Source organism: Massilia sp. (assembly GCF_046293535.1).
Lineage (GTDB): Bacteria > Pseudomonadota > Gammaproteobacteria > Burkholderiales > Burkholderiaceae_D > Telluria.
Window position 1 is genome coordinate 1 of record NZ_JBKBOV010000024.1, and the last position, 20,597, is coordinate 20,597.

Here is a 20,597-nt window from a genome sequence, read left to right on the forward strand (position 1 = left end):
TGCACCGGCTGCGCGGGCGCGGCCGGCGGGGCCGGCTCGGGGCGCGGATCGAGCAGGCGCAGCCCGCCGGCCGGCGCCGCGGCGACCGGCGGCGCCAATGGCAAGCGTGGTGGCGTGACGCTGGGTTGCGGCAGCGGCGCGGGTAACGTCCGCTCCGACGGTGCGGATGTGGCCGGTGGCGGCGCTGGGGGCGCCAGCGTGACCTGGATCGGCCCGCCCGGACCTGCATCGACGCCGGGAATGCCGAACTGGAGCGACAACAGCAGGCCGTGCAACAGCGCCGAGACGACAATGCCGGTGACGAGCCGCCGGTCGCGCTGCGCGAGGGGATCGTTCGGGCTGGAGTCTTGCGCTCGATGCATGCCGTGGCTGGGAAACGATTATTGTCAGGCTGGCATCATAGCGTTTACTCAGCAGCAAGGCGAGCGCGCACGATTGAAGCAGGTCGGGCCCGTGCGGCCCGCTTTGCTAGCGTCGTACCCGGCTGAAGGTGTAGGTTTCGCCATGCGCGAGGTAGATGACGTCCTTCTCCAGGCCGGCCGCCTTGACTTCCCGCGCGAAGTCCTCGAGCGGCGACTTGAACACGTCGTAGTCATTGTAGTGGATCGGCACGGTCTTCTTCGGGCGCACGACCTGCATCATGCGCACGCCGTCCTTGCCGTCCATCGTCACCTTCAGCACACCCAGGATGCGGGTGCCGCCCAGGTGCAGCAGGGCCAGGTCGATGTTCGGGAAGCGCTGCGGGATGGCGCGGATGTCGTCGTAGACCAGGGTGTCGCCGCTGATGTACATGCGGTAGTCGGGCAGGTCCGGGTTGGGCCCGAAATCGAGCACCGAACCCATCACCTTGGGCAGCAGCACGGCCACGCCCGCCGGGCCATGGCGTCCGGGCGTGGCGGTCACGCGCAGGCGCGAAGCGCCCTTGCCGACTTCCAGCCGGTCCCAGCTGCTCAGGCCGAAGATGCGCGTGAATCCGAGGCGCTTGAGGCGCTCGCCGCCCTCCTTGGTGGTGACGATGGGCGTGGCGCGGTTGAGCTTTTCCTGCACCAATTGGTCGAAATGGTCGCCGTGGAAATGCGAGAGCACAACCAGGTCGATCGGCGGCAGGTCTTCGAAGCGGATTGCCGGGTTGGTCAGGCGCTGCGATTTCAGGCCGTAGCCGAGGTGGACGTGGTCGCCCTTGTGCAGGAAGTTGGGATCGGTGAGGATCGTGAAGCCCTGGTAACGGATGATGACCGTGGCGGTGCCGATGAACTGCACGGTGCCCGTATTCGCATCCGCAGCCTCCGCCACCGCGGCGCCATCCTCCGCCAGCTGCAGCCTGAAGGTCTCGCCCTGGGCCGGCGTGGCGGTCGCGTCGGCCTGGGCGGCCGGGACCATGGCGCATAGCGCGGCAAGCAGGAGCGACAGGCGCAGGCAAAGACGGATGCAGGGCTGGAACAGTCGAGCGAACGGCATGATCGGTCTCCGAAAGCGTGCCCGCCGGGACGGCGCGCACTGCTGCCGGAACGTTAACACGGCAGCGCCGTGGGCGTCGTTCGCTTGCCTGCATGCGGCTGCAGGGATTACAGCTTGGCGACCAGGCCGGCCAGGTGCTGGCGCGCCTTCTGCCATTCGGTGCCAAGCAAGGCCGCCGCGCATTGCGGGCAGGCCTCGAAGGGATTGCAGTCGTGCTCGAGCGCGACGTAGTTGGTGCCCGTTACCGTCTTGCCCTGGTAACTGTCGACGCGCCCGCCTGGCGCGGCTGGGCCGCCGGCAGCAGCATCGGCGCCCTGCCCGGCCCATTTGGCGAAGGCGGCGGTGGCGACGCCGTCGGGCACGTACCAGCGGCGTTTGGTGGGATTCCAGCGGGCGCCAAGGGCTTTCGCTTCATCCTTCTCGGCATAGGGAACATTGAGGAAAAGCATGCGATCAGAAAAAAGTAGTCACGCGACGGATGGCCTGCCCAGCTGGGTTCGAACCAGCGACCCTCAGCTTAGAAGGCTGATGCTCTATCCAACTGAGCTATGGGCAGTTCAGACGGCACGCATGAAACGGCCGGAAATGAAACGGGCTGTCGAACGACAGCCCGCGGAGGAAGCTTTGGTCGGAGTACAAGGATTCGAACCTTGGACCCCCTGGTCCCAAACCAGGTGCGCTACCGGGCTGCGCTACACTCCGATGTGGGCTTGATGATACTCCCGCAACGAAGGCGCGTCAAATTGGCGCGCGCCTCATGGCGCAGCGGCCTTCAGGCGGCCAGCTTGTCGGCGATGCGGCGCGCCATGTTTTCGGCGACATCGGCTTCCTTGGCCTCGACCATGACGCGGATCAAGGGTTCGGTCCCCGAGGCGCGGATCAGCACGCGGCCCGACTCGCCCAGCTCGCGTTCGACCGCTTCCTTCTCGGCCACCACGGCCCCGTTCTGGGTCCAGTCGAAGCCCGGCGTCACCTTCTTGTTGATCAGGGTCTGGGGATAGAGCTGCAGTTCGCTGCAGCATTCGGCCAGCGACTTGCCGCTGCGCTTGAGCGCCGACAGCACCTGCAGCGCCGACACGATGCCGTCGCCGGTGGTGTGCTTGTCCAGCGCCAGCAGGTGGCCCGAGCTCTCGCCGCCGAACAGCCAGCCGCGCTCCTGCATCACTTCCAGCACGTAGCGGTCGCCCACCTTGGCGCGCGCGAAGCCTACCCCCATCTGCTTGAATGCCACTTCCAGCGCCATATTGGTCATCAGGGTGCCGACGGCGCCCGCCACCGGGCCGGTCGACATGCGGTCGCGCACCATCAGGTAGAGCAGCTCGTCGCCGTTGTAGACGCGGCCGGTGGCGTCGACCATGATCAGGCGGTCGGCGTCGCCGTCCAGTGCGATGCCGAGGTCGGCCTTGTTGGCCACCACCGCTTCGGACAGCGCTTTCGGCGCGGTCGCGCCGACGCCGGCGTTGATGTTGAAGCCGTCGGGCGTGGCGCCGATCGACACGACCTCGGCGCCGAGTTCATGGAACACGTGCGGGGCGATGTTATAGGCCGCGCCGTGGGCGCTGTCGACCACGATCTTGAGGCCGCGCAGGTCCAGCTCGTTCGGGAAGGTGCTCTTGCAGAACTCGATATAACGGCCCTGGGCGTCGCGCAGGCGGGTGGCGCGGCCCAGCTTGTCCGAAGGCACGCAGCCCATCGGCTGGTCGATCGCCTCTTCGATCTCCAGCTCCACCGCGTCCGGCAGCTTGGTGCCGTGCTCCGAGAAGAACTTGATGCCGTTGTCCTGGAAGGGATTGTGCGAAGCCGAGATCACGACGCCTGCCTGCAGGCGCAGCGCACGGGTCAAGTAGGCGATCGCCGGGGTCGGCATCGGCCCGGCCAGCATTACGTCGACCCCGGCCGCCGAGAAGCCCGCTTCCAGCGCAGCTTCCAGCATGTAGCCGGAAATACGGGTGTCCTTGCCGATCAGGACGACAGGACGGCCGCTGCTCGACTTCGCCCCCTTGGCCAGCACCGTGCCGGCGGCATAGCCGAGGCGCATGACGAATTCGGGCGTAATTGGCGCTACCCCCACGAGGCCGCGAACACCATCCGTACCAAAATATTTCCGTGCCATTCTTTTACTCTTTCGCGAATTAATCTTGCTGTTTTAGTCTTGGGTGGCGGCGAGCCATACCTTCAAGGCATCGGCCGTCTCGGCTACATCATGCACACGCACAATTTTAGCGCCATGCGCCACCGCAGCCAATGCCCCGCCGATGCTGCCCGCCGCGCGCCCCTCCACCGGCCGGCCCGTAACGGCGCCGATCATGGACTTGCGCGACAGCCCCGCCAGCACCGGTAAACCGAGCTCGTCGCGGATGCGGCCGAGTTGGCGCAGCAGCGCATAGTTGTGCTCGACGGTCTTGCCGAAGCCGAATCCCGGATCGATGCAGATGCGTTCCCGGTCGATGCCGGCGCGCTCCAGGCTATCCACGCGCTCGCGCAGGAAATCGATCACCTCGCCCACGACGTCGAGGTAAGCCGGCGCCTGCTGCATGGTCTGCGGCGTGGCCTGCATGTGCATGACGCACAGCCCGCAGTCGCTGTCGCGCACCGCCTCGATGGCGCCCGGTGCGCGAAAGCCGTTGATGTCGTTGATCATGTCGGCGCCGGCGATGATGGCTTCCACCATGACTTCCGGCTTGCAGGTGTCGACCGACAGTGCGCAGTCGAGGGTACGCAGCGCATACAGGGTCGGTATCACGCGCGCCAGTTCTTCGGCCACCGGCACGCTGGGCGAGCCCGGGCGGGTCGACTCGCCGCCGACATCGATCATGGTGGCGCCGTCGCGGATCATGGCCTCGGCATGTGACAGCGCAAATTCGAGGCCCTGGTAGCGGCCGCCATCGGAGAAGGAATCGGGGGTGACGTTGAGGATGCCCATCACGACCGGGCGGGCGGCATCCGGGCCTTCCAGCGCGAAGCTGTACTGGCCGCATTGCAGATTCTTGGGCATGGAGAGTATGGGATGGCGTTAACGCGCAAAAGGCATCCGGGGATGCCTTTTGCTGGGGTAGAACTAGGCGCTCAAATCAGGCCGGTGCAGTGGCGTTCGGCGCCACGCCGCCGCCACTGTCGCTCGGCGGGTTACGCTTGGTGAGCAGACCGGTCTTCGGCTGGCGCGGCTCGCGGCCGGCCATGATGTCGTTGATCTGGTCGGCATCGATGGTTTCCCAGTCGAGCAGCGCCTTGGTCATCACTTCGACCTTGTCGCGATTCTCCTCCAGCAGGCGGCGCGCCAGCGCGTACTGCGTGTCGAGGATGTTGCGGATCTCGGCGTCGACCTTCTGCTGCGTCGCTTCCGAGATGGTCTTGGTGGCGCCGCCGAAGAAGCCTTCGTTCTCGCTGTCTTCGTAGACCATCACGCCCATGCTCTCGGACATGCCGAAGCGGGTGACCATCGAACGCGCCAGCTTGGTCGCGCGGGCAAAGTCGTTCGAGGCGCCGGTGGACATCTGGCCGACGAAGATCTCTTCGGCGATACGGCCGCCGAACAGGATCGAGATTTCTTCGAGCATCTTGTCCTTGTAGCCAGACAGGTTGTCGTGCTCAGGCAGCTGCCAGGTCAGGCCCAGGGCATAGCCGCGCGGCATGATCGTGACCTTGTGGACCGGGTCGGCCTTCGGCAGCAGCTTGGCGACCACCGCGTGGCCCGACTCGTGGTAGGCCGTGTTGCGGCGCTCTTCCTCGCGCATGACCATCGACTTGCGCTCCGGACCCATGTAGATCTTGTCCTTCGCGTCTTCGAAGTCGATCATCTCGACCAGGCGCTTGCTGCGGCGCGCCGCGAACAGGGCTGCCTCGTTGACCAGGTTGGCCAGGTCGGCGCCCGAGAAGCCCGGGGTGCCGCGCGCCAGGATGTCGGCCTTGACGTCGGTTCCGATCGGCACTTTACGCATGTGCACGTTCAGGATCTGCTCGCGGCCGCGGATGTCCGGCAGGCCCACCATCACCTGGCGGTCGAAACGGCCCGGACGCAGCAGCGCTTTATCGAGCACGTCGGCGCGGTTGGTGGCGGCGATCACGATGACGCCCGAGGAAGCTTCGAAGCCGTCCATCTCGACCAGCAACTGGTTCAGGGTCTGCTCGCGCTCGTCGTTGCCGCCGCCCATGCCGGCGCCACGATGGCGGCCGACGGCGTCGATCTCGTCGATGAAAATGATGCAGGGCGAATGCTTCTTGGCGTTCTCGAACATGTCGCGAACACGCGACGCACCGACGCCGACGAACATCTCGACGAAGTCGGAACCGGAGATCGAGAAGAACGGCACCTTGGCTTCGCCGGCGATGGCGCGCGCCAGCAGGGTTTTACCGGTACCCGGAGGACCGACCATCAGCACGCCGCGCGGAATACGGCCACCCAGCTTCTGGAACTTGGTCGGGTCTTTCAGGAAGTCGACGATTTCCGAGACTTCTTCTTTCGCTTCGTCGCAACCGGCGACGTCGGCGAAGGTGACGGTGTTGTTGGTTTCATCGAGCATGCGCGCCTTCGACTTGCCGAAGGAGAACGCGCCGCCCTTGCCGCCGCCCTGCATCTGACGCATGAAGAAGACCCATACGCCGATGAGCAAGAGCATCGGGAACCAGGAAATGAAGACCTGCTGCAGGAACGAGGGTTCCTCCGGCGGCTTCACGTCGAAGCGCACGCCGGCCTCGCGCAGGTCGCCGATCAGGCCGCGGTCGAGGATGGTCGCGGTGGCGCGGACCTTGGTGCCTTCCTGCGTGGTCGCGGTGATATTCGAACCCTCGATCACGACGTCCTTGATGCGACGCGCCTTCACCTCATCGAGAAGCTCGGAATAAGCGATGGTCTTGCTGCCGCCGGCGACGCTGTGGTTGTCGAACTGCTTGAACAGCATGAACAACAGCAGCGCAACGACCACCCAGATGGCGGATTTGGAAAACATATTATTCACGAAAACTCCTCCGATGCGGATTGCATCTCTACCGATTTCAGTATGACGATTTTAACCGCAATAAGCCGACGCTGCTACGCAAGCGACGCAATAGTGCTGAAATGTCATTTTTTCTTGCCAAACCGGCCACGCATGGCATGCGTAAGCGGCCTCACGCGGCTGATGTGCGGTTGCCGCGCCGAATATCAAGGGCAAAACGCTGGTCTGGATCGCTTTTTACGCTACTGGATTCTTCAGACCGCGCCCAAGCAGGAAAATTTCCGAGGATTTGTCCCGGCTCGCCTTTGGTTTGACCTGCTTGACGGTCTTGAATTCGGTTCGAAACTTTTCCAGTATCTGGGTAAATCCCATATCTTTAAAGCACTTGACCAGTAATGCCCCACCCGGTTTCATGTGCATTTGAGAAAACTCAACGGCCAGGTCGATCAGGTGTTCCATCCGCGCCGCATCCGCGGTCGGGATGCCGGACAGGTTGGGCGCCATGTCGGACAGCACCAGGTCGGCCTTGCGCCCCTGCAGCAATTCGTCGAGCTGGACCAGCACCTCTTCTTCGCGAAAATCGCCCTGGATATACTGGACGTCGGCGATCGGCTCCATCGGCAGCATGTCGAGCCCGATGATGATGCCGTGGATGCCGCCACCGTCGGCGCCGGCCAGCTTGCGCCGGGTGTACTGGGCCCAGCTGCCGGGGGTGCAGCCGAGGTCGACGATGACCTGGCCCGGCTTGATCAGCTTTTCGCTTTCGTCGATTTCCTTGAGCTTGTAGGCCGCGCGCGCACGGTAACCCTCTTTCTGGGCCAGTTTGACGTAGGGGTCGTTAATATGGTCGTGCAACCAGTTTTTGTTTAATTTGTTCTTGGCCATTCGCGTAGAATACTGCTTTTAAAGGTACATCCAAAAAATTATTATGCTTAAACTCACTCCGGCCGAGCGCAGCGCACTGCGCGCCGAAGCCCACGGACTCAACCCAGTCGTCATGATCGGCGAATCCGGCCTGACCGAATCGGTCATGAAGGAAATCGCTTCCAGCCTGGACGCGCACGGCCTGATCAAGGTGCGCGTGTTCGGCGACGACCGCGAAGCCCGCATCGCCATGTATGAACAGATTTGCGCGGAACTCGACGCGGCGCCTGTCCAGCACATCGGCAAGCTGCTGGTGCTCTACCGTCCAAAGAAGGAAGCCGTCAAGGAACGCAGCAGCAAGGCCGGCAAGGGCATGCGCGAGGTCACCATCGTCAAGGCCAGCGCCAGCGGCACCAAGAAGCCGAGCGTCACCAAGGTCATGCTGAAAGGAAACGAGCGCGTGACGGCGGGCGGCAACATCAAGCGCGCCAAGCCGCGCCAGGCTTCCACCAAGAAGAATGCACTGAACAAGTGATCGGCGCGCGCCGCGCGAAAACCGGGGTGACCCGGTTTTTTTTCGTCCACCGGCCGTGGACGGGTCAGCGGCTCTTGAGTACCAGCACGGCCGCCAGTACGCTCTCGATGACATGGAACAGCTGCGACACCCCGTGCATCACGGCGAACTGCGTCCAGTAGGGCGAGGCCCTCACCCCGCCCGGACCCGCCAGTTCGCGCATCTGCGCCATGCCCGGCTGCAGTCCGATCCACATCACCAGCGCGCAGGCCAGCATGGCCAGCACCAGCAAATTCAAAAAACGGCGCCGCCCGGCGTCGAGGTCGCCGGACCAGCGCAGCAACACCAGCATGGCGGCCGCACAGCCGAGCGAGATCCAGCCCAGGCGGTGCAGCAGGACGGCGACGACGTCGCCGGCCACGGTACTTGGCACCGCCGCGAACACCGCCGGCGCCGCGATGTAGCCAAGCACCCACAGCGTCCCCGCCCACAGCACCGCCACCAGGAGCCGTGCGGCCGCGATGCGGGAAACGGAACGGGACGGCACGGGCGTCCGGGCCTCGGTCATCAGACGTAGCGGACTTCGAGGATTTCGTATTCGCGCGGCCCCGACGGCGCCTGCACTTCGACCACGTCGCCGGCATACTTGCCGATCAGGGCGCGGGCGATCGGCGAGGTCACCGACACCTTGTTCAGCTTGATGTCGGCTTCGTCGAGGCCGACGATCTGGTAGCTCACCTTCTGGCCGTTTTCCAGGTCTTCCAGGTCCACGGTCGAGGCGAACACGACGCGGCCTTCCGCATCCAGCGTGGCCGGGTCGATGATCTGGGCGGCGCTCAGCTTGCCCTCGAGTTCCGCGATGCGGCCCTCGACGAAGGCCTGGCGCTCTTTCGCGGCATCGTATTCGGCGTTTTCGGACAGGTCGCCGTGCGAACGCGCTTCGGCGATCGCATCGATCACGATACGGCGCTCCTTGGTCTTGAGCTGGTGCAGCTCTTCCTTCAGGAGTTCGGCGCCGTATTTGGTCAGTGGTACGGTAGTGTTCATGTCGCTCTACGTTGATTCGTGATTGGACGCACCAAACCAAAACCACAGAGGCGCGCGGCGCAGGCCGCGCGAGCTCTGTGGTTGTTTGGTACTACGTGCTGCTTAGTTTAAGGTTTTATGGAGACCTTGTAAATCGTAGACGCGCAGCTCGTCCAGGCAGCGCATGCCCTCGATCGCGGCTTCCGCGCCGGCGATGGTCGTGTAGGTGACCACGCGCGACTGCAGGGCCGAGGTACGGATGGTGCGCGAGTCGGTGATCGCCGAACGCTTCTCTTCCACGGTGTTCACCACCATGACGATCTCGCGGTTCTTGATCATGTCGACCACGTGCGGACGGCCTTCCAGCACCTTGTTCACCTGGCGCACCGGGATGCCGGCCGCTTCGATGACGGCCGCGGTGCCCTTGGTGGCCACCAGCGAGAAGCCCAGCGCCACCAGTTCGCGCGCCACCGAGACGGCGCGCGGCTTGTCCGCACCCTTCACCGACAGGAATACCGTGCCCTTGGTCGGCAGGATGATGCCGGCGGCCAGCTGCGACTTCACGAAGGCTTCGCCGAAGGTCTCGCCCACGCCCATCACTTCGCCGGTCGACTTCATCTCCGGGCCCAGGATGGTGTCGACGCCCGGGAACTTCACGAACGGGAACACGACTTCCTTGACGCTGTAGAACGGCGGGGTCACCTCCTTGGTGACGCCCTGCTGGGCCAGGGTCTGGCCGACCATGCAGCGCGCCGCGATCTTGGCCAACTGCAGGCCGGTCGCCTTCGAGACGAAAGGCACGGTACGCGAAGCGCGCGGGTTCACTTCCAGCACGAACACGGTATCAACCGTCTTGCCGTCGACTTCCGACTGCTGGATCGCGAACTGCACGTTCATCAGGCCGACCACGTTCAGCGCCTTGGCCATCAGCGAAGTCTGGTGCTTCAGCTCGGCGATGGTCTCCGGCGACAGCGAGTACGGCGGCAGCGAGCAGGCCGAGTCGCCCGAGTGCACGCCGGCCTGTTCGATGTGCTCCATCACGCCGCCGATGAAGGTGGCTTCGCCGTCCGAGATGCAGTCGACGTCGACTTCGATGGCGTCGTTCAGGAAGCGGTCCAGCAGCACCGGCGAATCGTGCGAGACCTTGACCGCTTCGCGCATGTAGCGCTCGAGGTCGCGCTGCTCGTGGACGATCTCCATGGCACGGCCGCCCAGCACGTAGGACGGGCGCACCACCAGCGGGTAGCCGATCTCGTCGGCCAGCGCCAGGGCGTCGGTTTCGGTGCGCGCGGTGCGGTTCGGCGGCTGGCGCAGGCCGAGCTTCTGCAGCAGCTGCTGGAAGCGCTCGCGGTCTTCGGCCGCGTCGATCATGTCCGGCGAGGTGCCGATGATCGGCACGCCGTTGGCTTCGAGGTCGAGCGCCAGCTTGAGCGGGGTCTGGCCGCCGTACTGGACGATCACGCCTTCGGGTTTTTCCAGGTCGACGATTTCCAGCACGTCTTCCAGGGTCAGCGATTCGAAGTACAGGCGGTCCGAGGTGTCGTAGTCGGTCGACACGGTCTCCGGGTTGCAGTTGACCATGATGGTCTCGTAGCCGTCTTCGCGCATGGCGAGGGCCGCGTGCACGCAGCAATAGTCGAATTCGATGCCCTGGCCGATACGGTTCGGGCCACCGCCCAGCACCATGATCTTCTTCTTGTCGGTCGGGTTGGACTCGCACTCCTCGTCGTAGGTCGAGTACATGTAGGCCGTATTGGTCGCAAACTCGGCGGCGCAGGTGTCGACGCGCTTGTACACCGGGCGAATGCCCAGCTCGTGGCGGCGCGCGCGCACCGCTTGCGGCGTGGTCTGCATCAGGAAGGCCAGGCGGCGGTCCGAGAAGCCCTTCTGCTTGAGCTTGTAGAGCAGCGGCTTGTCCAGGTTTTCCAGCTTCTGGTGATCCAGCCACAGTTCGATGTCGACGATCTCCTTGATCTGCACCAGGAACCACGGGTCGATCTTGGTCAGGTTGTACACTTCTTCCAGGGTGAAGCCCTGGGCGAACGCGTCGCCCACGTACCAGATGCGCTCCGGGCCCGGCTCGCCGAGTTCCTCTTCGATCTTCTCGCGGTCGCGGGTCTTCTCGTTCAGGCCGTCCACGCCCACTTCCAGGCCGCGCAGGGCTTTCTGGAAGGATTCCTGGAAGGTGCGGCCCATGGCCATCACCTCGCCCACCGACTTCATCTGGGTGGTCAGGTGCTTGTCCGCGGTCGGGAATTTTTCAAACGTGAAGCGCGGGATCTTGGTAACCACGTAGTCGATCGACGGCTCGAAGGATGCCGGGGTCGCGCCGCCGGTGATCTCGTTGCGCAGCTCGTCCAGCGTGAAGCCGACGGCCAGCTTGGCCGCGACCTTGGCGATCGGGAAGCCGGTGGCCTTCGAGGCCAGCGCCGAGGAACGCGACACGCGCGGGTTCATCTCGATGACGATCATGCGGCCGTCCTTCGGATTGATCGCGAACTGCACGTTCGAACCGCCGGTGTCGACGCCGATCTCGCGCAGCACGTTGATCGACGCGTTGCGCATGATCTGGTATTCCTTGTCGGTCAGCGTCTGCGCCGGCGCGACGGTGATCGAGTCGCCCGTGTGGACACCCATCGGATCCAGGTTTTCGATCGAGCAGATGATGATGCAGTTGTCCTTTTTGTCGCGGACCACTTCCATCTCGTACTCTTTCCAGCCGAGCAGCGACTCTTCGATCAGGAGTTCGCTGGTCGGCGAGGCTTCCAGGCCGCGCTTGCAGATCTGCTCGAATTCTTCCTCGTTGTAGGCGATGCCGCCGCCGCTGCCGCCCATGGTGAAGGACGGGCGGATGATGGTCGGGAAGCCCAGCTCGCGCTGCACGCCCCAGGCCTCTTCCATCGAGTGGGCGATGCCCGAACGCGCCGAACCGAGACCGATCTTGGTCATCGCTTCCTTGAACTTGGCGCGGTCTTCGGCCTTGTCGATCGCTTCCGGCGTGGCGCCGATCAGCTCGACATTGTATTTTTCCAGCACGCCGTTGTGGTGCAGGTCGAGCGCGCAGTTCAGCGCGGTCTGGCCGCCCATGGTCGGCAGGATCGCGTCCGGACGCTCCTTGTCGATGATGCGCTCGACGACCTTCCAGGTGATCGGCTCGATGTAGGTGACGTCCGCCGTTTCCGGGTCGGTCATGATGGTCGCCGGGTTCGAGTTGACCAGGATGACCTTATAGCCTTCTTCGCGCAGGGCCTTGCAGGCCTGGGCGCCCGAATAGTCGAATTCGACCGCTTGGCCGATGACGATCGGACCCGCGCCGATGATCAGGATGCTTTTGATATCACTACGTTTTGGCATTTACTTTTTCTCCGCTGCTTGCATCAGGCCGATGAAGCGGTCAAACAGGTAGGCGACGTCGGTCGGGCCGGGCGAGGCTTCCGGGTGGCCCTGGAAGCAGAAGGCTGGCTTGTCGGTACGCTCGAAGCCCTGCAGCGAACCGTCGAACAGCGACACGTGGGTGACGCGGCAGTTGCCAGGGAGCGTCTCCGGATCGACCGCGAAGCCGTGGTTCTGCGAGGTGATCAGGACCTTCTTCGAATCGAGGTCCTGCACCGGGTGGTTGGCGCCGTGGTGGCCGAACTTCATCTTCATGGTCTTGGCGCCGGATGCCAGCGCCATGATCTGGTGGCCGAGGCAGATGCCGAAGGTCGGGATGCCCTTCTCGATCAGCTCCGCGCTTGCCTTGATCGCATAGTCGCACGGCTCCGGGTCGCCCGGGCCGTTGGCCAGGAAGATGCCGTCCGGGTTCAGTGCGAGCGCATCGGCGGCGGTGGCTTGCGCCGGCAGCACGGTCACTTTGCAGCCGCGCTCGGCCAGCATGCGCAGGATGTTGCGCTTGACGCCGTAGTCGAAGGCGACCACGTGGTATTTCGGATTGTCCTGCTTGCCAAAGCCCTCGCCGAGCTTCCACTCGGTTTCGGTAAAGACATAGGGCTCCTTGACGGACACGACCTTGGCCAGGTCCATGCCTGCCAGGCCCGGGAAGGAACGCGCCAGTTCCAGCGCCTGGGTGTCCAGCGGCTCCTTGCCCTGGATGCCGGTCAGGATGGCGCCGGCCTGGGCACCCTTCTCGCGCAGGATGCGGGTCAGCTTGCGGGTGTCGATGCCGGCGATGGCGACCACGTTTTCTTGCTTCAGGTAGTCCGACAGCGACTGAGTGGAACGGAAATTCGATGCCAGCAGCGGCAGGTCACGGATGATCAGGCCGGCGGCGTGGACCTTGGATGCCTCGACGTCGGCCGGGTTGACGCCGTAGTTGCCGATGTGCGGGTACGTCAGGGTAACGATCTGACGCGAGTAGCTGGGGTCGGTGAGGATTTCCTGGTAGCCGGTAATCGCGGTGTTGAACACCACTTCGCCGGTCGTGTGACCGGTGGCACCAATGGAAACTCCTTTGAAAATCGTTCCGTCAGCGAGGGCCAGGATGGCCGGGACGGCTGGGCCAGAAAAAAATGGCGGCAAGGGTAACTCCCAATAAAGTTACCGTAGCTTCGCCACGTCAGACCGGCATCCAACAAACCCGGGCGGAGACTGCTTGCCGGTAGCTGGACATCTAGTTGAATGAGGGATGGTGGGTAGGCGCTACGGCAAATGTGTGAATGGTTAAACTTCCGAATTATAGCGCGGAATGGACCTATTCGGCAATGCAGCAATTCTACAAAAGTGGCGCTGATTTTGCCCAAACGTGTGCGAAAGCGGCGCGCAAAAGGATGTTTTGCTGCTTCTGTGAAATAAAAGAAAAAGGCACCCGCAGGTGCCTTCGACTCACAGCAAGGTGACGAGCCCGGCGCTCAGGCGCCCGTCAAGGCCGCGATGCCGGCCTTGGCGATCTGCGCATCCTCGGTCGACTTTACGCCCGAGACGCCGACGGCGCCGATCACGTGGCCGTCGACCACCACCGGTACGCCGCCTTCCAGCATGCCTTCAAGCTCCGGCGCCGACAGGAAGGACACGCGGCCGTTGTTGATCACGTCTTCGTAGATCTTCGACTCACGGCGGCCAAGGGCCGCGGTCCGGGCCTTGGCCGGCGCGATATGGGACGAGGCCGGCGCGGCGCCGTCGAGACGCTGGAACCACAGAAGGTGGCCGCCGTCGTCCACGATGGCAAACGAGACCGCCCAATTGTTGCGTAGCGCCTCGGCTTCGGCGCCCGCGGCGATCTTCTTGACGTCTTCGAGGGTGAGGAAGGGCTTGGTTTGCATGATGAGTCCGTTCATTGAGGCTGTTGTTTGGCCTTGAGCTTGGCCTTGATCTGGGGCATGACGGCGGCGGCCGCCTGCTCGCCGGCGAGGATCGCCAGGTTGCGGTTGCTGAAGTCGGCACTGCCCATGTTGCCGAGGTTCGGCGTGATCACGACATCGGCTTCCTTCAGCTCGAAGTGATTCAGGCGCTGACCCATGATACTGAAGGTCTGCATCAGGACGTCAAGCGAACTGGCGGTGGCGGCCCCTTCTGTTGCACTCGAAATGTTGACCGCGATAATGAAATCGGCGCCCATGTCCTTGGTGAACTTGACTGGCACCGGGGCCACCAGGCCGCCATCGACATACGAATTAGCGCCGATCTTCACCGGCTGAAACACGCTCGGCACCGCCGAGGAGGCGCGCACGGCCATGCCGGTATTGCCCTTGTTGAAGAGGATCGGCTGGCCGGTCTTGAGGTCGGTGGCGACGGCGCCGAAGCGGATCTTCAAACGCTCCATCGGCACGTTGCCCACGGCCTTGTTGACGTAGTTCTGCAGCGCCTCGCCCTTGAGCACGCCGGTCGACTTGCCGAACAGCGGCAAGGCCCAGTCGGAAATCGTGGCCTCGTCCATGGCCAGCGCGGTCTTTTGCAATGCGAAACCGTTCAGGCCGGAGGCGTACAGGGAGCCGACCACCGAGCCGGCACTGGTGCCGACCACGATCTCGGGCACGATGCCCTGGGCTTCGAGCGCCTTGATCACGCCGATGTGGGCGAAGCCACGGGCGGCGCCGCCGCCGAGGGCGAGGCCGATCCTCACTTTGCGCGGCGGCGCGGGCGGCGTCACCTGCTGGGCGACGGGCGTTGCGGGAGGCTGGGTCGGGGTGCTGCCGCAGGCGGAAAGCAGGAGCGCGGCGCAGGCGATCAGGGAGCTACGACGAGAGAACATAGGGAGTGCCGAAAAGAACGAAACAAGATTGTACCCCGTGCACAGCAATGCGGGGCAAGGCCGCCCGACGGCGTGGTTCCCTTTCCGGGCCGGCTCAGCCCGGCAGCGAGGTATTCGGCAGCACCGCGGTGAAACTGCTCCCCTTCCCCGGCACCGAACTGATCTGCAATCGTCCGCCGTGCCGCAGCAGCACGTGCTTGACGATCGCCAGTCCCAGCCCGGTCCCCTGGGTTTCGCGCGAACGGCTCTTGTCGACCCGGTAGAAACGCTCGGTCAGGCGCGAAAGATGGATCGGCTCGATGCCGATGCCGCTATCCGTCACCGTGAAGCGCAGGGCGTCCGGGCCGCGGCTCCAGGCCAGCCGGATGGTGCCGCCGTCGGGCGAGTAGCGCACCGCATTCGAGGCCAGGTTGGCGAACGCGCTGCGCAGCTCTTCCAGGCTGCCCATCACGTCGGGGCCGTCGAAGGACACCTCGACCTGGTGCCGCCCGCCGGAGAGCGCGCGCGTCTCGGCCGCCACCGAGTCGACCATGGCGCGCATGTCGACCCGCTCGCGCTTGAACGGGAATTCGTCCGACTCCAGGCGCGACAGGGTCAGCATGTCACCGATCAGGCGCTGCATGCGCTGCGCCTGATCGGTCATCAGTTCCAGGTGGGCGGTGCGGGTGGCCACGTCCAGCCCCGGATCGGACATCGCGATCTCGAGGAAGCCGACGATGACGGTAAGCGGCGTGCGCAGCTCGTGCGAGGCGTTGGCGATGAAGTCGCGGCGCATCGCCTCGATGCGTTCGGTATCGGTGGCGTCGTGGGTCACCAGGATCTGGCGCCGGTTTTCGAACGGGATGATGCGGCATTCGAGCTTGCGGCCGCGGAAGGACAGCGTCAGCGGCTGCTCGTAGCGGCCCAGGATCACGTAGTCGATGAATTCCGGATGGCGCACCAGGTTGGTCACGCGCAGGCCCTTGTCGCGCGCCATGGTCAGGCCCAGGTGGCGCTCGGCCGCCTCGTTGCACCATTCCAGGAACAGGACGTCGTCCATGATGACCACGCCCTCCGGCAGCAGCTGCATGGCCTGGCGGAAGCGCGCCAGCCATTCGGCCATCTCGGTCTGGTGGCGCTCGTCCTCGCGCCGCAGGCGGTACAGGCGCGCGAACACGTCGGTCCAGGCGCCCCAGCCGTCCGGCAGCCGGCTCGAGTGCGGGTCGCTCAGCCATTCGTCCAGGTCGTGCAGGTAGCGCAGCTGCAGGAACAGCCCGATCACCAGCGCCGCCACGGAGAAGACCAGGGCCTCGACCAGGCCCGACATCCACCAGACGATGCCGGCGGCGGCGAACATGAGGCCCAGGCGCAGCAGCGCCGGCACCCAGAACAGCAGCTTCGGGTTCATCGAGCGCATCGCCACCTTTACTTCTCGGACAGCATGTAGCCGACGCTGCGCACCGTGCGGATCAGGCCATCGGCACTCTTCAGGGCCTTGCGCAGCCTCAGCACGTGCACGTCCACCGTGCGCTCCTCGATCACGGCATGGTCGCCCCATACCTTGTCGAGCAGCTGGGCGCGCGAGAACACGCGCTCGCGGTGCGCCAGCAGGAACTTGAGCAGCTTGTACTCGGCGTTGCCGATCTCGATCTGCTGGTTCTCGACCGTCACCGTGCAGCTGTTCGGGTCCAGCACCACGCTGCCGGCGCGCAGCGGCGCCTCGGCCAGGTGCGGGCTCTTGCGGCGCAGCAGCGCGCGTGCGCGCGCCAGCAGTTCGCGCGGCGAGAACGGCTTGGTGACGTAATCGTCCGCGCCCGTGTTCAGGCCCGCCAGCTTGTCTTCTTCCATGCTCTTGGCGGTCAGCATGATGACCGGGATTTCCTGGAAGTCGCGGTCGCTGCGCAGGCGCGACAGCAGGCGCAGGCCGCTCTGGTCGGGCAGCATCCAGTCCAGCAGCACCAGGTCGGGCTTGCCGCGCTTGATGCTGTCCCAGGCGTCGTTCACGCTGTCGGCGCTGCGGATGTCCCAGCCCGCTTCGCGCAGCGAGTACTTCACCAGTTCGACGATCGCCGGCTCGTCCTCGACCACCAGGACGCTCGTGTTGTCCGCCATGCCTACAGGCCCGCCTGGTCGATCGCGGGCGGCTTGCTGTGGCGGATGTCGCGCCCTTCCACCACGTAGATGACGTACTCGGCGATGTTCTTGGCGTGGTCGCCGATGCGCTCGATGGCCTTGGCCACCCACAGCGTGTCCAGCGCCGACGAGATCGTGCGCGGGTCTTCCATCATGAAGGTGATCACGTTGCGCATGATGGTGCGGAATTCGTGGTTGATCACTTCGTCGGCCGCGATCAGTTCGAGCGCCTGCTTCCCGTCCAGGCGCGCGAAGGCGTCCAGGGCGCCGTGCAGCATGTCCGAGGCGGCGCGCGAGATGGTGCGCACCGTGTCGTAGTGGGCAAAGGACCCGGCGCCGCGTTCGTGCAGGCTCTTGGTGCTGCGCGCGATCTTGGTGGCTTCGTCGCCGATGCGTTCCAGGTCGGTGATGACCTTGATGGTCGCCATCACGGTGCGCAGGTCGTTCGCGGTCGGCTGGCGGCGCACGATCAGGTGGCTGCAGGCGTCGTCGAGCTGCACTTCGAGCAGGTTGACGTTCTGGTCCTCGGCGATCACGCGCTCGGCGCGCGCCGCGTCGCCCACCCGGAAGCACTCCATCGCTTCGTCGAACTGGGTTTCCACCATACCGCCCATCAAGAGGACCTTGGAGCGGATCGCTTCCAGTTCCTGGTCATACTGCTTGGATGAATGCTCGCCAGTCATGAAACTCTCCTAATACTATTGTGTCTTGTTATCGTCACAGGGCCTCGAGAAACCGTAGCGAGCGGAAGGAGTGGCGTCCGAGAAGCGCAGCCGTACTTAAGGTACGGCGAGCATCGCAGGGCGCCAATCCGACGCGCAGTAGGTTTATCGAGGTCCCCTCATCCAAAACGGCCGGTGATGTAGTCTTGCGTCTCTTTACGTGCCGGATTCATGAAGAGCTGGTCGGTCTCGCCGAATTCGACCAGCTCGCCAAGATACATGTAGGCAGTGTAATCGGAACAACGGGCGGCCTGCTGCATGTTGTGGGTCACGATGGTGATCGTGTAGTCCTGCTTCAGCTCGCTGATCAGTTCCTCGATCTTGGCGGTCGAGATCGGGTCCAGCGCCGAGGTCGGCTCATCGAGCAGCAGCACGTCCGGTTTCACCGCCACGCCGCGCGCGATGCACAGGCGCTGCTGCTGGCCGCCCGATAGCGACAGGCCGCTCTTGTTCAGCTTGTCCTTGGCTTCTTCCCACAGGGCCGCTTTCTTCAGCGCCCATTCCACGCGCTCGTCCATCTCGCCCTTGGACAGGTTCTCATACAGGCGCACGCCGAAGGCGATGTTGTCGTAGATCGACATCGGGAACGGGGTAGGCTTCTGGAACACCATGCCGACCTTGGCGCGCAGCATGTTGACGTCCACGCCCGGCTCGAGGATGTTGCGGCCGCGGTATTGAATCGAGCCTTCGGCGCGCTGGCCCGGATACAGGTCGTACATGCGGTTCAGGGTGCGCAGCAGCGTCGACTTACCGCAGCCCGATGGGCCGATGAAGGCCGTGACCTGCTTGTCGTGGATGTCGAGCGAGACGTTCTTCAGGCTCTGCGTCTTACCGTAGAAGAAGTTCAGGCCGGCGATCTCGATCGTCTTGCCGATCTTCTTGCTGTCAGCAGCGCTCGGCACCTGGGTTTGCATGGCTTGGGTCATCACTTGTTCTCAGAATCGTCGGTTAAGCGTTGGTTCAACGCGGAGTCTTTTGGCTGAACAGGGTCCGCGACAGGATGTTCAGCAGCAGCACGGTAAAGGTCACCAGGAGCGCACCGCCCCAGGCCAGCGAACGCCAGTCGTCGTAGGGGCTCATCGCGAACTGGAAGATCACCACCGGCAGGTTGGCCATCGGCGCGTTCATGTCGTTGCTGTAGAACTGGTTGTTCAGGGCGGTGAACAGCAGCGGCGCGGTTTCGCCCGAGATGCGGGCCACGGCCAGCAGTACGCCGGTGACCACGCCGGCCTTCACGGCGCGCAGGCGCACCGTCATCGCCACCTTCCAGTGCGGCGCGCCGAGGGCGTAGGCCGCTTCCAGCAGGCTGTTGGGCACCAGGCGCAGCATGTTGTCGGTGGTGCGCACCACCACCGGGATCGCGATCAGGGCCAGCGCGATGCTGCCGGCGTAGCCCGAGAAGTGCTGGACCTTGGCGACGTAGATGGCGTAGACGAACAGGCCGATCACGATCGACGGGGCCGACAGCATGATGTCGGTCACGAAGCGCGTCACCTGGGCGAAGCGGTTGTTCTCGCCGTACTCGGCCAGGTAGATGCCGGCCAGGATGCCGATCGGGGTGCTGACCAGGGTCGACAGGCCGACCATCATCAGGCTGCCGACGATGGCGTTGCGCAGGCCGCCGCCTTCGCTGCCGGGGGCCGGGGTGTCGGCCGTGAACAGCAAGGTGGAGATGGCGCCGAAGCCGTTCACCAGCAGGGTGAACAGGATCCAGGCCAGGAAGGCCAGGCCGATGCCCATGGCGACCACGGACATGACGATGCCGACGCGGTGCGCCAGCAGGCGCTTGCGGTAGACCGGGTTTTTCGGAGTAGCTTGCATTATTTGGTCCCCTCGTTGCGGGCCATGCCGACCAGCATCAGTTTTGCGGCAGACAGCACGATGAAGGTGATGGCGAACAGGATCAGGGCCAGCGCGAACAGCGAGGACGAGTGCAGCGTCGTGGCGGCTTCGGCGAATTCATTGGCCAGGGTCGAGGAAATCGAGTTACCGGCCGAGAACAGCGACCAGGACAGGTCGTGCGCATTGCCGATGACGAAGGTAACCGCCATGGTCTCGCCCAGCGCGCGGCCCAGGCCCAGCATCACGCCGCCCACCACGCCGTTGCGGGTGTAAGGCAACACCACCTTGCGCACGACTTCCCATTTGGTGCAGCCGAGGCCGTATGCCGATTCCTTCAGGACGGTCGGCACGATCTCGAACACGTCGCGCATCACCGAGGCGATGAAGGGAATGATCATGATCGCCAGGATCAGGCCGGCGGTCAGGATGCCGATACCCATGGTCGGGCCCTGGAACAGCTGGCCGATCACCGGCAACTGGCCGATGGTGTCCTTCAGCAGCGGCTGGACGTGGTCGGCGAACAGCGGCGCGAACACGAACAGGCCCCACATGCCGTAGATGATCGAGGGCACGCCGGCCAGCAGCTCGACCGCGGTGCCCATCGGGCGGCGCAGCCACACCGGGCAGATCTCGGTCAGGAACAGGGCGATGCCGAAGCTGATCGGGAAGGCCACCGCCAGGGCGATGATCGAGGTAGCGAGCGTGCCCCAGATCGCGATCATGGCGCCGAACTGGTCGCCCACCGGATCCCATTCCACGCGCGTGATGAAGCCGGCGCCGAATTCCTTGAACGCGGGGGCCGCGCCGATCACCAGCGAGACGATGATCCCGACCAGCACCAGCAGCACCGAAGCGGCGAACAGCAGCGTGATCTTGTGGAAGAAGAAGTCCTGGATGCGCTGCTTGCGCATGGTCTTGCGCAGTGCCTCGGACTGGTG

At 64.5% G+C, this 20,597-nt stretch carries 19 protein-coding genes, 2 tRNA genes and 1 pseudogene; 1 reads left to right on the forward strand and 21 read right to left on the reverse strand.

Going from position 1 to position 20,597, the window contains the following annotated elements; all coding sequences use genetic code 11:
- The 9 genes and pseudogenes from ACK4S9_RS13785 to ACK4S9_RS13825 all read right to left on the reverse strand — a co-directional run.
- A pseudogene (locus ACK4S9_RS13785) lies at window positions 1–362 on the reverse strand (hypothetical protein); the annotation flags it as partial.
- A gap of 106 nt (window positions 363–468) precedes the next feature.
- A complete protein-coding gene (locus ACK4S9_RS13790; protein WP_409726466.1) occupies window positions 469–1,458 on the reverse strand; it encodes an MBL fold metallo-hydrolase in 990 nt (329 codons plus the stop codon).
- A 107-nt stretch (window positions 1,459–1,565) separates the two neighbouring features.
- Window positions 1,566–1,907, reverse strand: coding sequence for a DUF5710 domain-containing protein (locus ACK4S9_RS13795; RefSeq protein ID WP_409726468.1), 342 nt, complete (start codon window positions 1,905–1,907; stop codon window positions 1,566–1,568).
- 30 nt (window positions 1,908–1,937) lie between these two features.
- Window positions 1,938–2,014, reverse strand: a tRNA-Arg gene (locus tag ACK4S9_RS13800).
- A gap of 69 nt (window positions 2,015–2,083) precedes the next feature.
- Window positions 2,084–2,160, reverse strand: a tRNA-Pro gene (locus ACK4S9_RS13805).
- Between the two features lie 70 nt (window positions 2,161–2,230).
- Window positions 2,231–3,571: a phosphoglucosamine mutase gene (gene glmM, locus ACK4S9_RS13810; protein WP_409726470.1), complete on the reverse strand. Its 1,341-nt coding sequence runs from the start codon at window positions 3,569–3,571 to the stop codon at window positions 2,231–2,233.
- A 33-nt stretch (window positions 3,572–3,604) separates the two neighbouring features.
- Entirely contained in the window at window positions 3,605–4,453 is an 849-nt protein-coding gene (gene folP / locus ACK4S9_RS13815) for a dihydropteroate synthase (protein ID WP_409726472.1), read from the reverse strand.
- A gap of 76 nt (window positions 4,454–4,529) precedes the next feature.
- Window positions 4,530–6,413 carry an ATP-dependent zinc metalloprotease FtsH gene (gene ftsH / locus ACK4S9_RS13820; protein WP_409726474.1) on the reverse strand — a complete coding sequence of 628 codons (1,884 nt, stop codon included), beginning with the start codon at window positions 6,411–6,413 and terminating at the stop codon, window positions 4,530–4,532.
- A 216-nt stretch (window positions 6,414–6,629) separates the two neighbouring features.
- Complete coding sequence (locus ACK4S9_RS13825; RefSeq protein ID WP_409726476.1) at window positions 6,630–7,277, reverse strand: RlmE family RNA methyltransferase; 648 nt, start codon at window positions 7,275–7,277, stop codon at window positions 6,630–6,632.
- A 43-nt stretch (window positions 7,278–7,320) separates the two neighbouring features.
- On the opposite strand from ACK4S9_RS13825, the gene yhbY reads away from it, so the two are divergent.
- Complete coding sequence (gene yhbY / locus ACK4S9_RS13830; protein WP_258827947.1) at window positions 7,321–7,791, forward strand: ribosome assembly RNA-binding protein YhbY; 471 nt, start codon at window positions 7,321–7,323, stop codon at window positions 7,789–7,791.
- A gap of 64 nt (window positions 7,792–7,855) precedes the next feature.
- Here the strand turns inward: yhbY and ACK4S9_RS13835 are convergent, their stop codons facing one another.
- From ACK4S9_RS13835 to pstC, 12 genes are all read right to left on the reverse strand, one after another.
- A complete protein-coding gene (locus tag ACK4S9_RS13835; RefSeq protein WP_409726478.1) occupies window positions 7,856–8,338 on the reverse strand; it encodes a DUF4149 domain-containing protein in 483 nt (160 codons plus the stop codon).
- The gene (gene greA / locus ACK4S9_RS13840) at window positions 8,338–8,817 is read right to left on the reverse strand and encodes a transcription elongation factor GreA (protein WP_231057605.1); all 480 of its coding nucleotides are present in this window, start codon (window positions 8,815–8,817) and stop codon (window positions 8,338–8,340) included. Before greA ends, ACK4S9_RS13835 begins: the two co-directional genes overlap by 1 nt.
- Before the next feature lie 102 nt (window positions 8,818–8,919).
- Complete coding sequence (gene carB, locus ACK4S9_RS13845) at window positions 8,920–12,150, reverse strand: carbamoyl-phosphate synthase large subunit (RefSeq protein ID WP_409726481.1); 3,231 nt, start codon at window positions 12,148–12,150, stop codon at window positions 8,920–8,922.
- The gene (gene carA, locus ACK4S9_RS13850; protein ID WP_409726483.1) at window positions 12,151–13,314 is read right to left on the reverse strand and encodes a glutamine-hydrolyzing carbamoyl-phosphate synthase small subunit; all 1,164 of its coding nucleotides are present in this window, start codon (window positions 13,312–13,314) and stop codon (window positions 12,151–12,153) included.
- Window positions 13,315–13,643: 329 nt separating this feature from the next.
- Window positions 13,644–14,054, reverse strand: a complete 411-nt coding sequence (locus tag ACK4S9_RS13855; protein ID WP_409726485.1) for a GlcG/HbpS family heme-binding protein — start codon at window positions 14,052–14,054, stop codon at window positions 13,644–13,646.
- Window positions 14,055–14,065: 11 nt separating this feature from the next.
- Window positions 14,066–14,983 (reverse strand): patatin-like phospholipase family protein, encoded by a 918-nt coding sequence (locus ACK4S9_RS13860; protein ID WP_409726487.1) that lies wholly within the window; start codon window positions 14,981–14,983, stop codon window positions 14,066–14,068.
- 94 nt (window positions 14,984–15,077) lie between these two features.
- Window positions 15,078–16,370 (reverse strand): phosphate regulon sensor histidine kinase PhoR, encoded by a 1,293-nt coding sequence (phoR, locus tag ACK4S9_RS13865; RefSeq protein WP_409726489.1) that lies wholly within the window; start codon window positions 16,368–16,370, stop codon window positions 15,078–15,080.
- A gap of 17 nt (window positions 16,371–16,387) precedes the next feature.
- Window positions 16,388–17,074, reverse strand: coding sequence for a response regulator (locus ACK4S9_RS13870; protein ID WP_409726491.1), 687 nt, complete (start codon window positions 17,072–17,074; stop codon window positions 16,388–16,390).
- Between the two features lie 2 nt (window positions 17,075–17,076).
- Entirely contained in the window at window positions 17,077–17,778 is a 702-nt protein-coding gene (gene phoU, locus ACK4S9_RS13875; RefSeq protein WP_409726493.1) for a phosphate signaling complex protein PhoU, read from the reverse strand.
- Window positions 17,779–17,936: 158 nt separating this feature from the next.
- Window positions 17,937–18,743: a phosphate ABC transporter ATP-binding protein PstB gene (gene pstB, locus ACK4S9_RS13880; RefSeq protein WP_409726495.1), complete on the reverse strand. Its 807-nt coding sequence runs from the start codon at window positions 18,741–18,743 to the stop codon at window positions 17,937–17,939.
- A 34-nt stretch (window positions 18,744–18,777) separates the two neighbouring features.
- The gene (pstA, locus tag ACK4S9_RS13885) at window positions 18,778–19,638 is read right to left on the reverse strand and encodes a phosphate ABC transporter permease PstA (RefSeq protein WP_409726497.1); all 861 of its coding nucleotides are present in this window, start codon (window positions 19,636–19,638) and stop codon (window positions 18,778–18,780) included.
- The gene (pstC, locus tag ACK4S9_RS13890; RefSeq protein ID WP_409726599.1) at window positions 19,638–20,570 is read right to left on the reverse strand and encodes a phosphate ABC transporter permease subunit PstC; all 933 of its coding nucleotides are present in this window, start codon (window positions 20,568–20,570) and stop codon (window positions 19,638–19,640) included. The genes pstA and pstC overlap by 1 nt, the downstream gene beginning before the upstream one ends.
- Window positions 20,571–20,597: the final 27 nt, after the last annotated feature.

Excerpts from the sequence above, each read along its gene's own strand:
- ACK4S9_RS13790 (WP_409726466.1), bottom strand. The coding sequence starts at position 1,458 with ATGCCGTTCGCTCGACTGTTCCAGCCCTGCATCCGTCTTTGCCTGCGC.
- ACK4S9_RS13795 (WP_409726468.1), bottom strand. The coding sequence starts at position 1,907 with ATGCTTTTCCTCAATGTTCCCTATGCCGAGAAGGATGAAGCGAAAGCC.
- glmM (WP_409726470.1), bottom strand. The coding sequence starts at position 3,571 with ATGGCACGGAAATATTTTGGTACGGATGGTGTTCGCGGCCTCGTGGGG.
- folP (WP_409726472.1), bottom strand. The coding sequence starts at position 4,453 with ATGCCCAAGAATCTGCAATGCGGCCAGTACAGCTTCGCGCTGGAAGGC.
- ACK4S9_RS13825 (WP_409726476.1), bottom strand. The coding sequence starts at position 7,277 with ATGGCCAAGAACAAATTAAACAAAAACTGGTTGCACGACCATATTAAC.
- yhbY (WP_258827947.1), top strand. The coding sequence starts at position 7,321 with ATGCTTAAACTCACTCCGGCCGAGCGCAGCGCACTGCGCGCCGAAGCC.
- ACK4S9_RS13835 (WP_409726478.1), bottom strand. The coding sequence starts at position 8,338 with ATGACCGAGGCCCGGACGCCCGTGCCGTCCCGTTCCGTTTCCCGCATC.
- greA (WP_231057605.1), bottom strand. The coding sequence starts at position 8,817 with ATGAACACTACCGTACCACTGACCAAATACGGCGCCGAACTCCTGAAG.
- carB (WP_409726481.1), bottom strand. The coding sequence starts at position 12,150 with ATGCCAAAACGTAGTGATATCAAAAGCATCCTGATCATCGGCGCGGGT.
- ACK4S9_RS13855 (WP_409726485.1), bottom strand. The coding sequence starts at position 14,054 with ATGCAAACCAAGCCCTTCCTCACCCTCGAAGACGTCAAGAAGATCGCC.
- ACK4S9_RS13860 (WP_409726487.1), bottom strand. The coding sequence starts at position 14,983 with ATGTTCTCTCGTCGTAGCTCCCTGATCGCCTGCGCCGCGCTCCTGCTT.
- phoR (WP_409726489.1), bottom strand. The coding sequence starts at position 16,370 with ATGAACCCGAAGCTGCTGTTCTGGGTGCCGGCGCTGCTGCGCCTGGGC.
- ACK4S9_RS13870 (WP_409726491.1), bottom strand. The coding sequence starts at position 17,074 with ATGGCGGACAACACGAGCGTCCTGGTGGTCGAGGACGAGCCGGCGATC.
- phoU (WP_409726493.1), bottom strand. The coding sequence starts at position 17,778 with ATGACTGGCGAGCATTCATCCAAGCAGTATGACCAGGAACTGGAAGCG.
- pstB (WP_409726495.1), bottom strand. The coding sequence starts at position 18,743 with ATGACCCAAGCCATGCAAACCCAGGTGCCGAGCGCTGCTGACAGCAAG.
- pstA (WP_409726497.1), bottom strand. The coding sequence starts at position 19,638 with ATGCAAGCTACTCCGAAAAACCCGGTCTACCGCAAGCGCCTGCTGGCG.
- pstC (WP_409726599.1), bottom strand. The coding sequence starts at position 20,570 with ATGCGCAAGCAGCGCATCCAGGACTTCTTCTTCCACAAGATCACGCTG.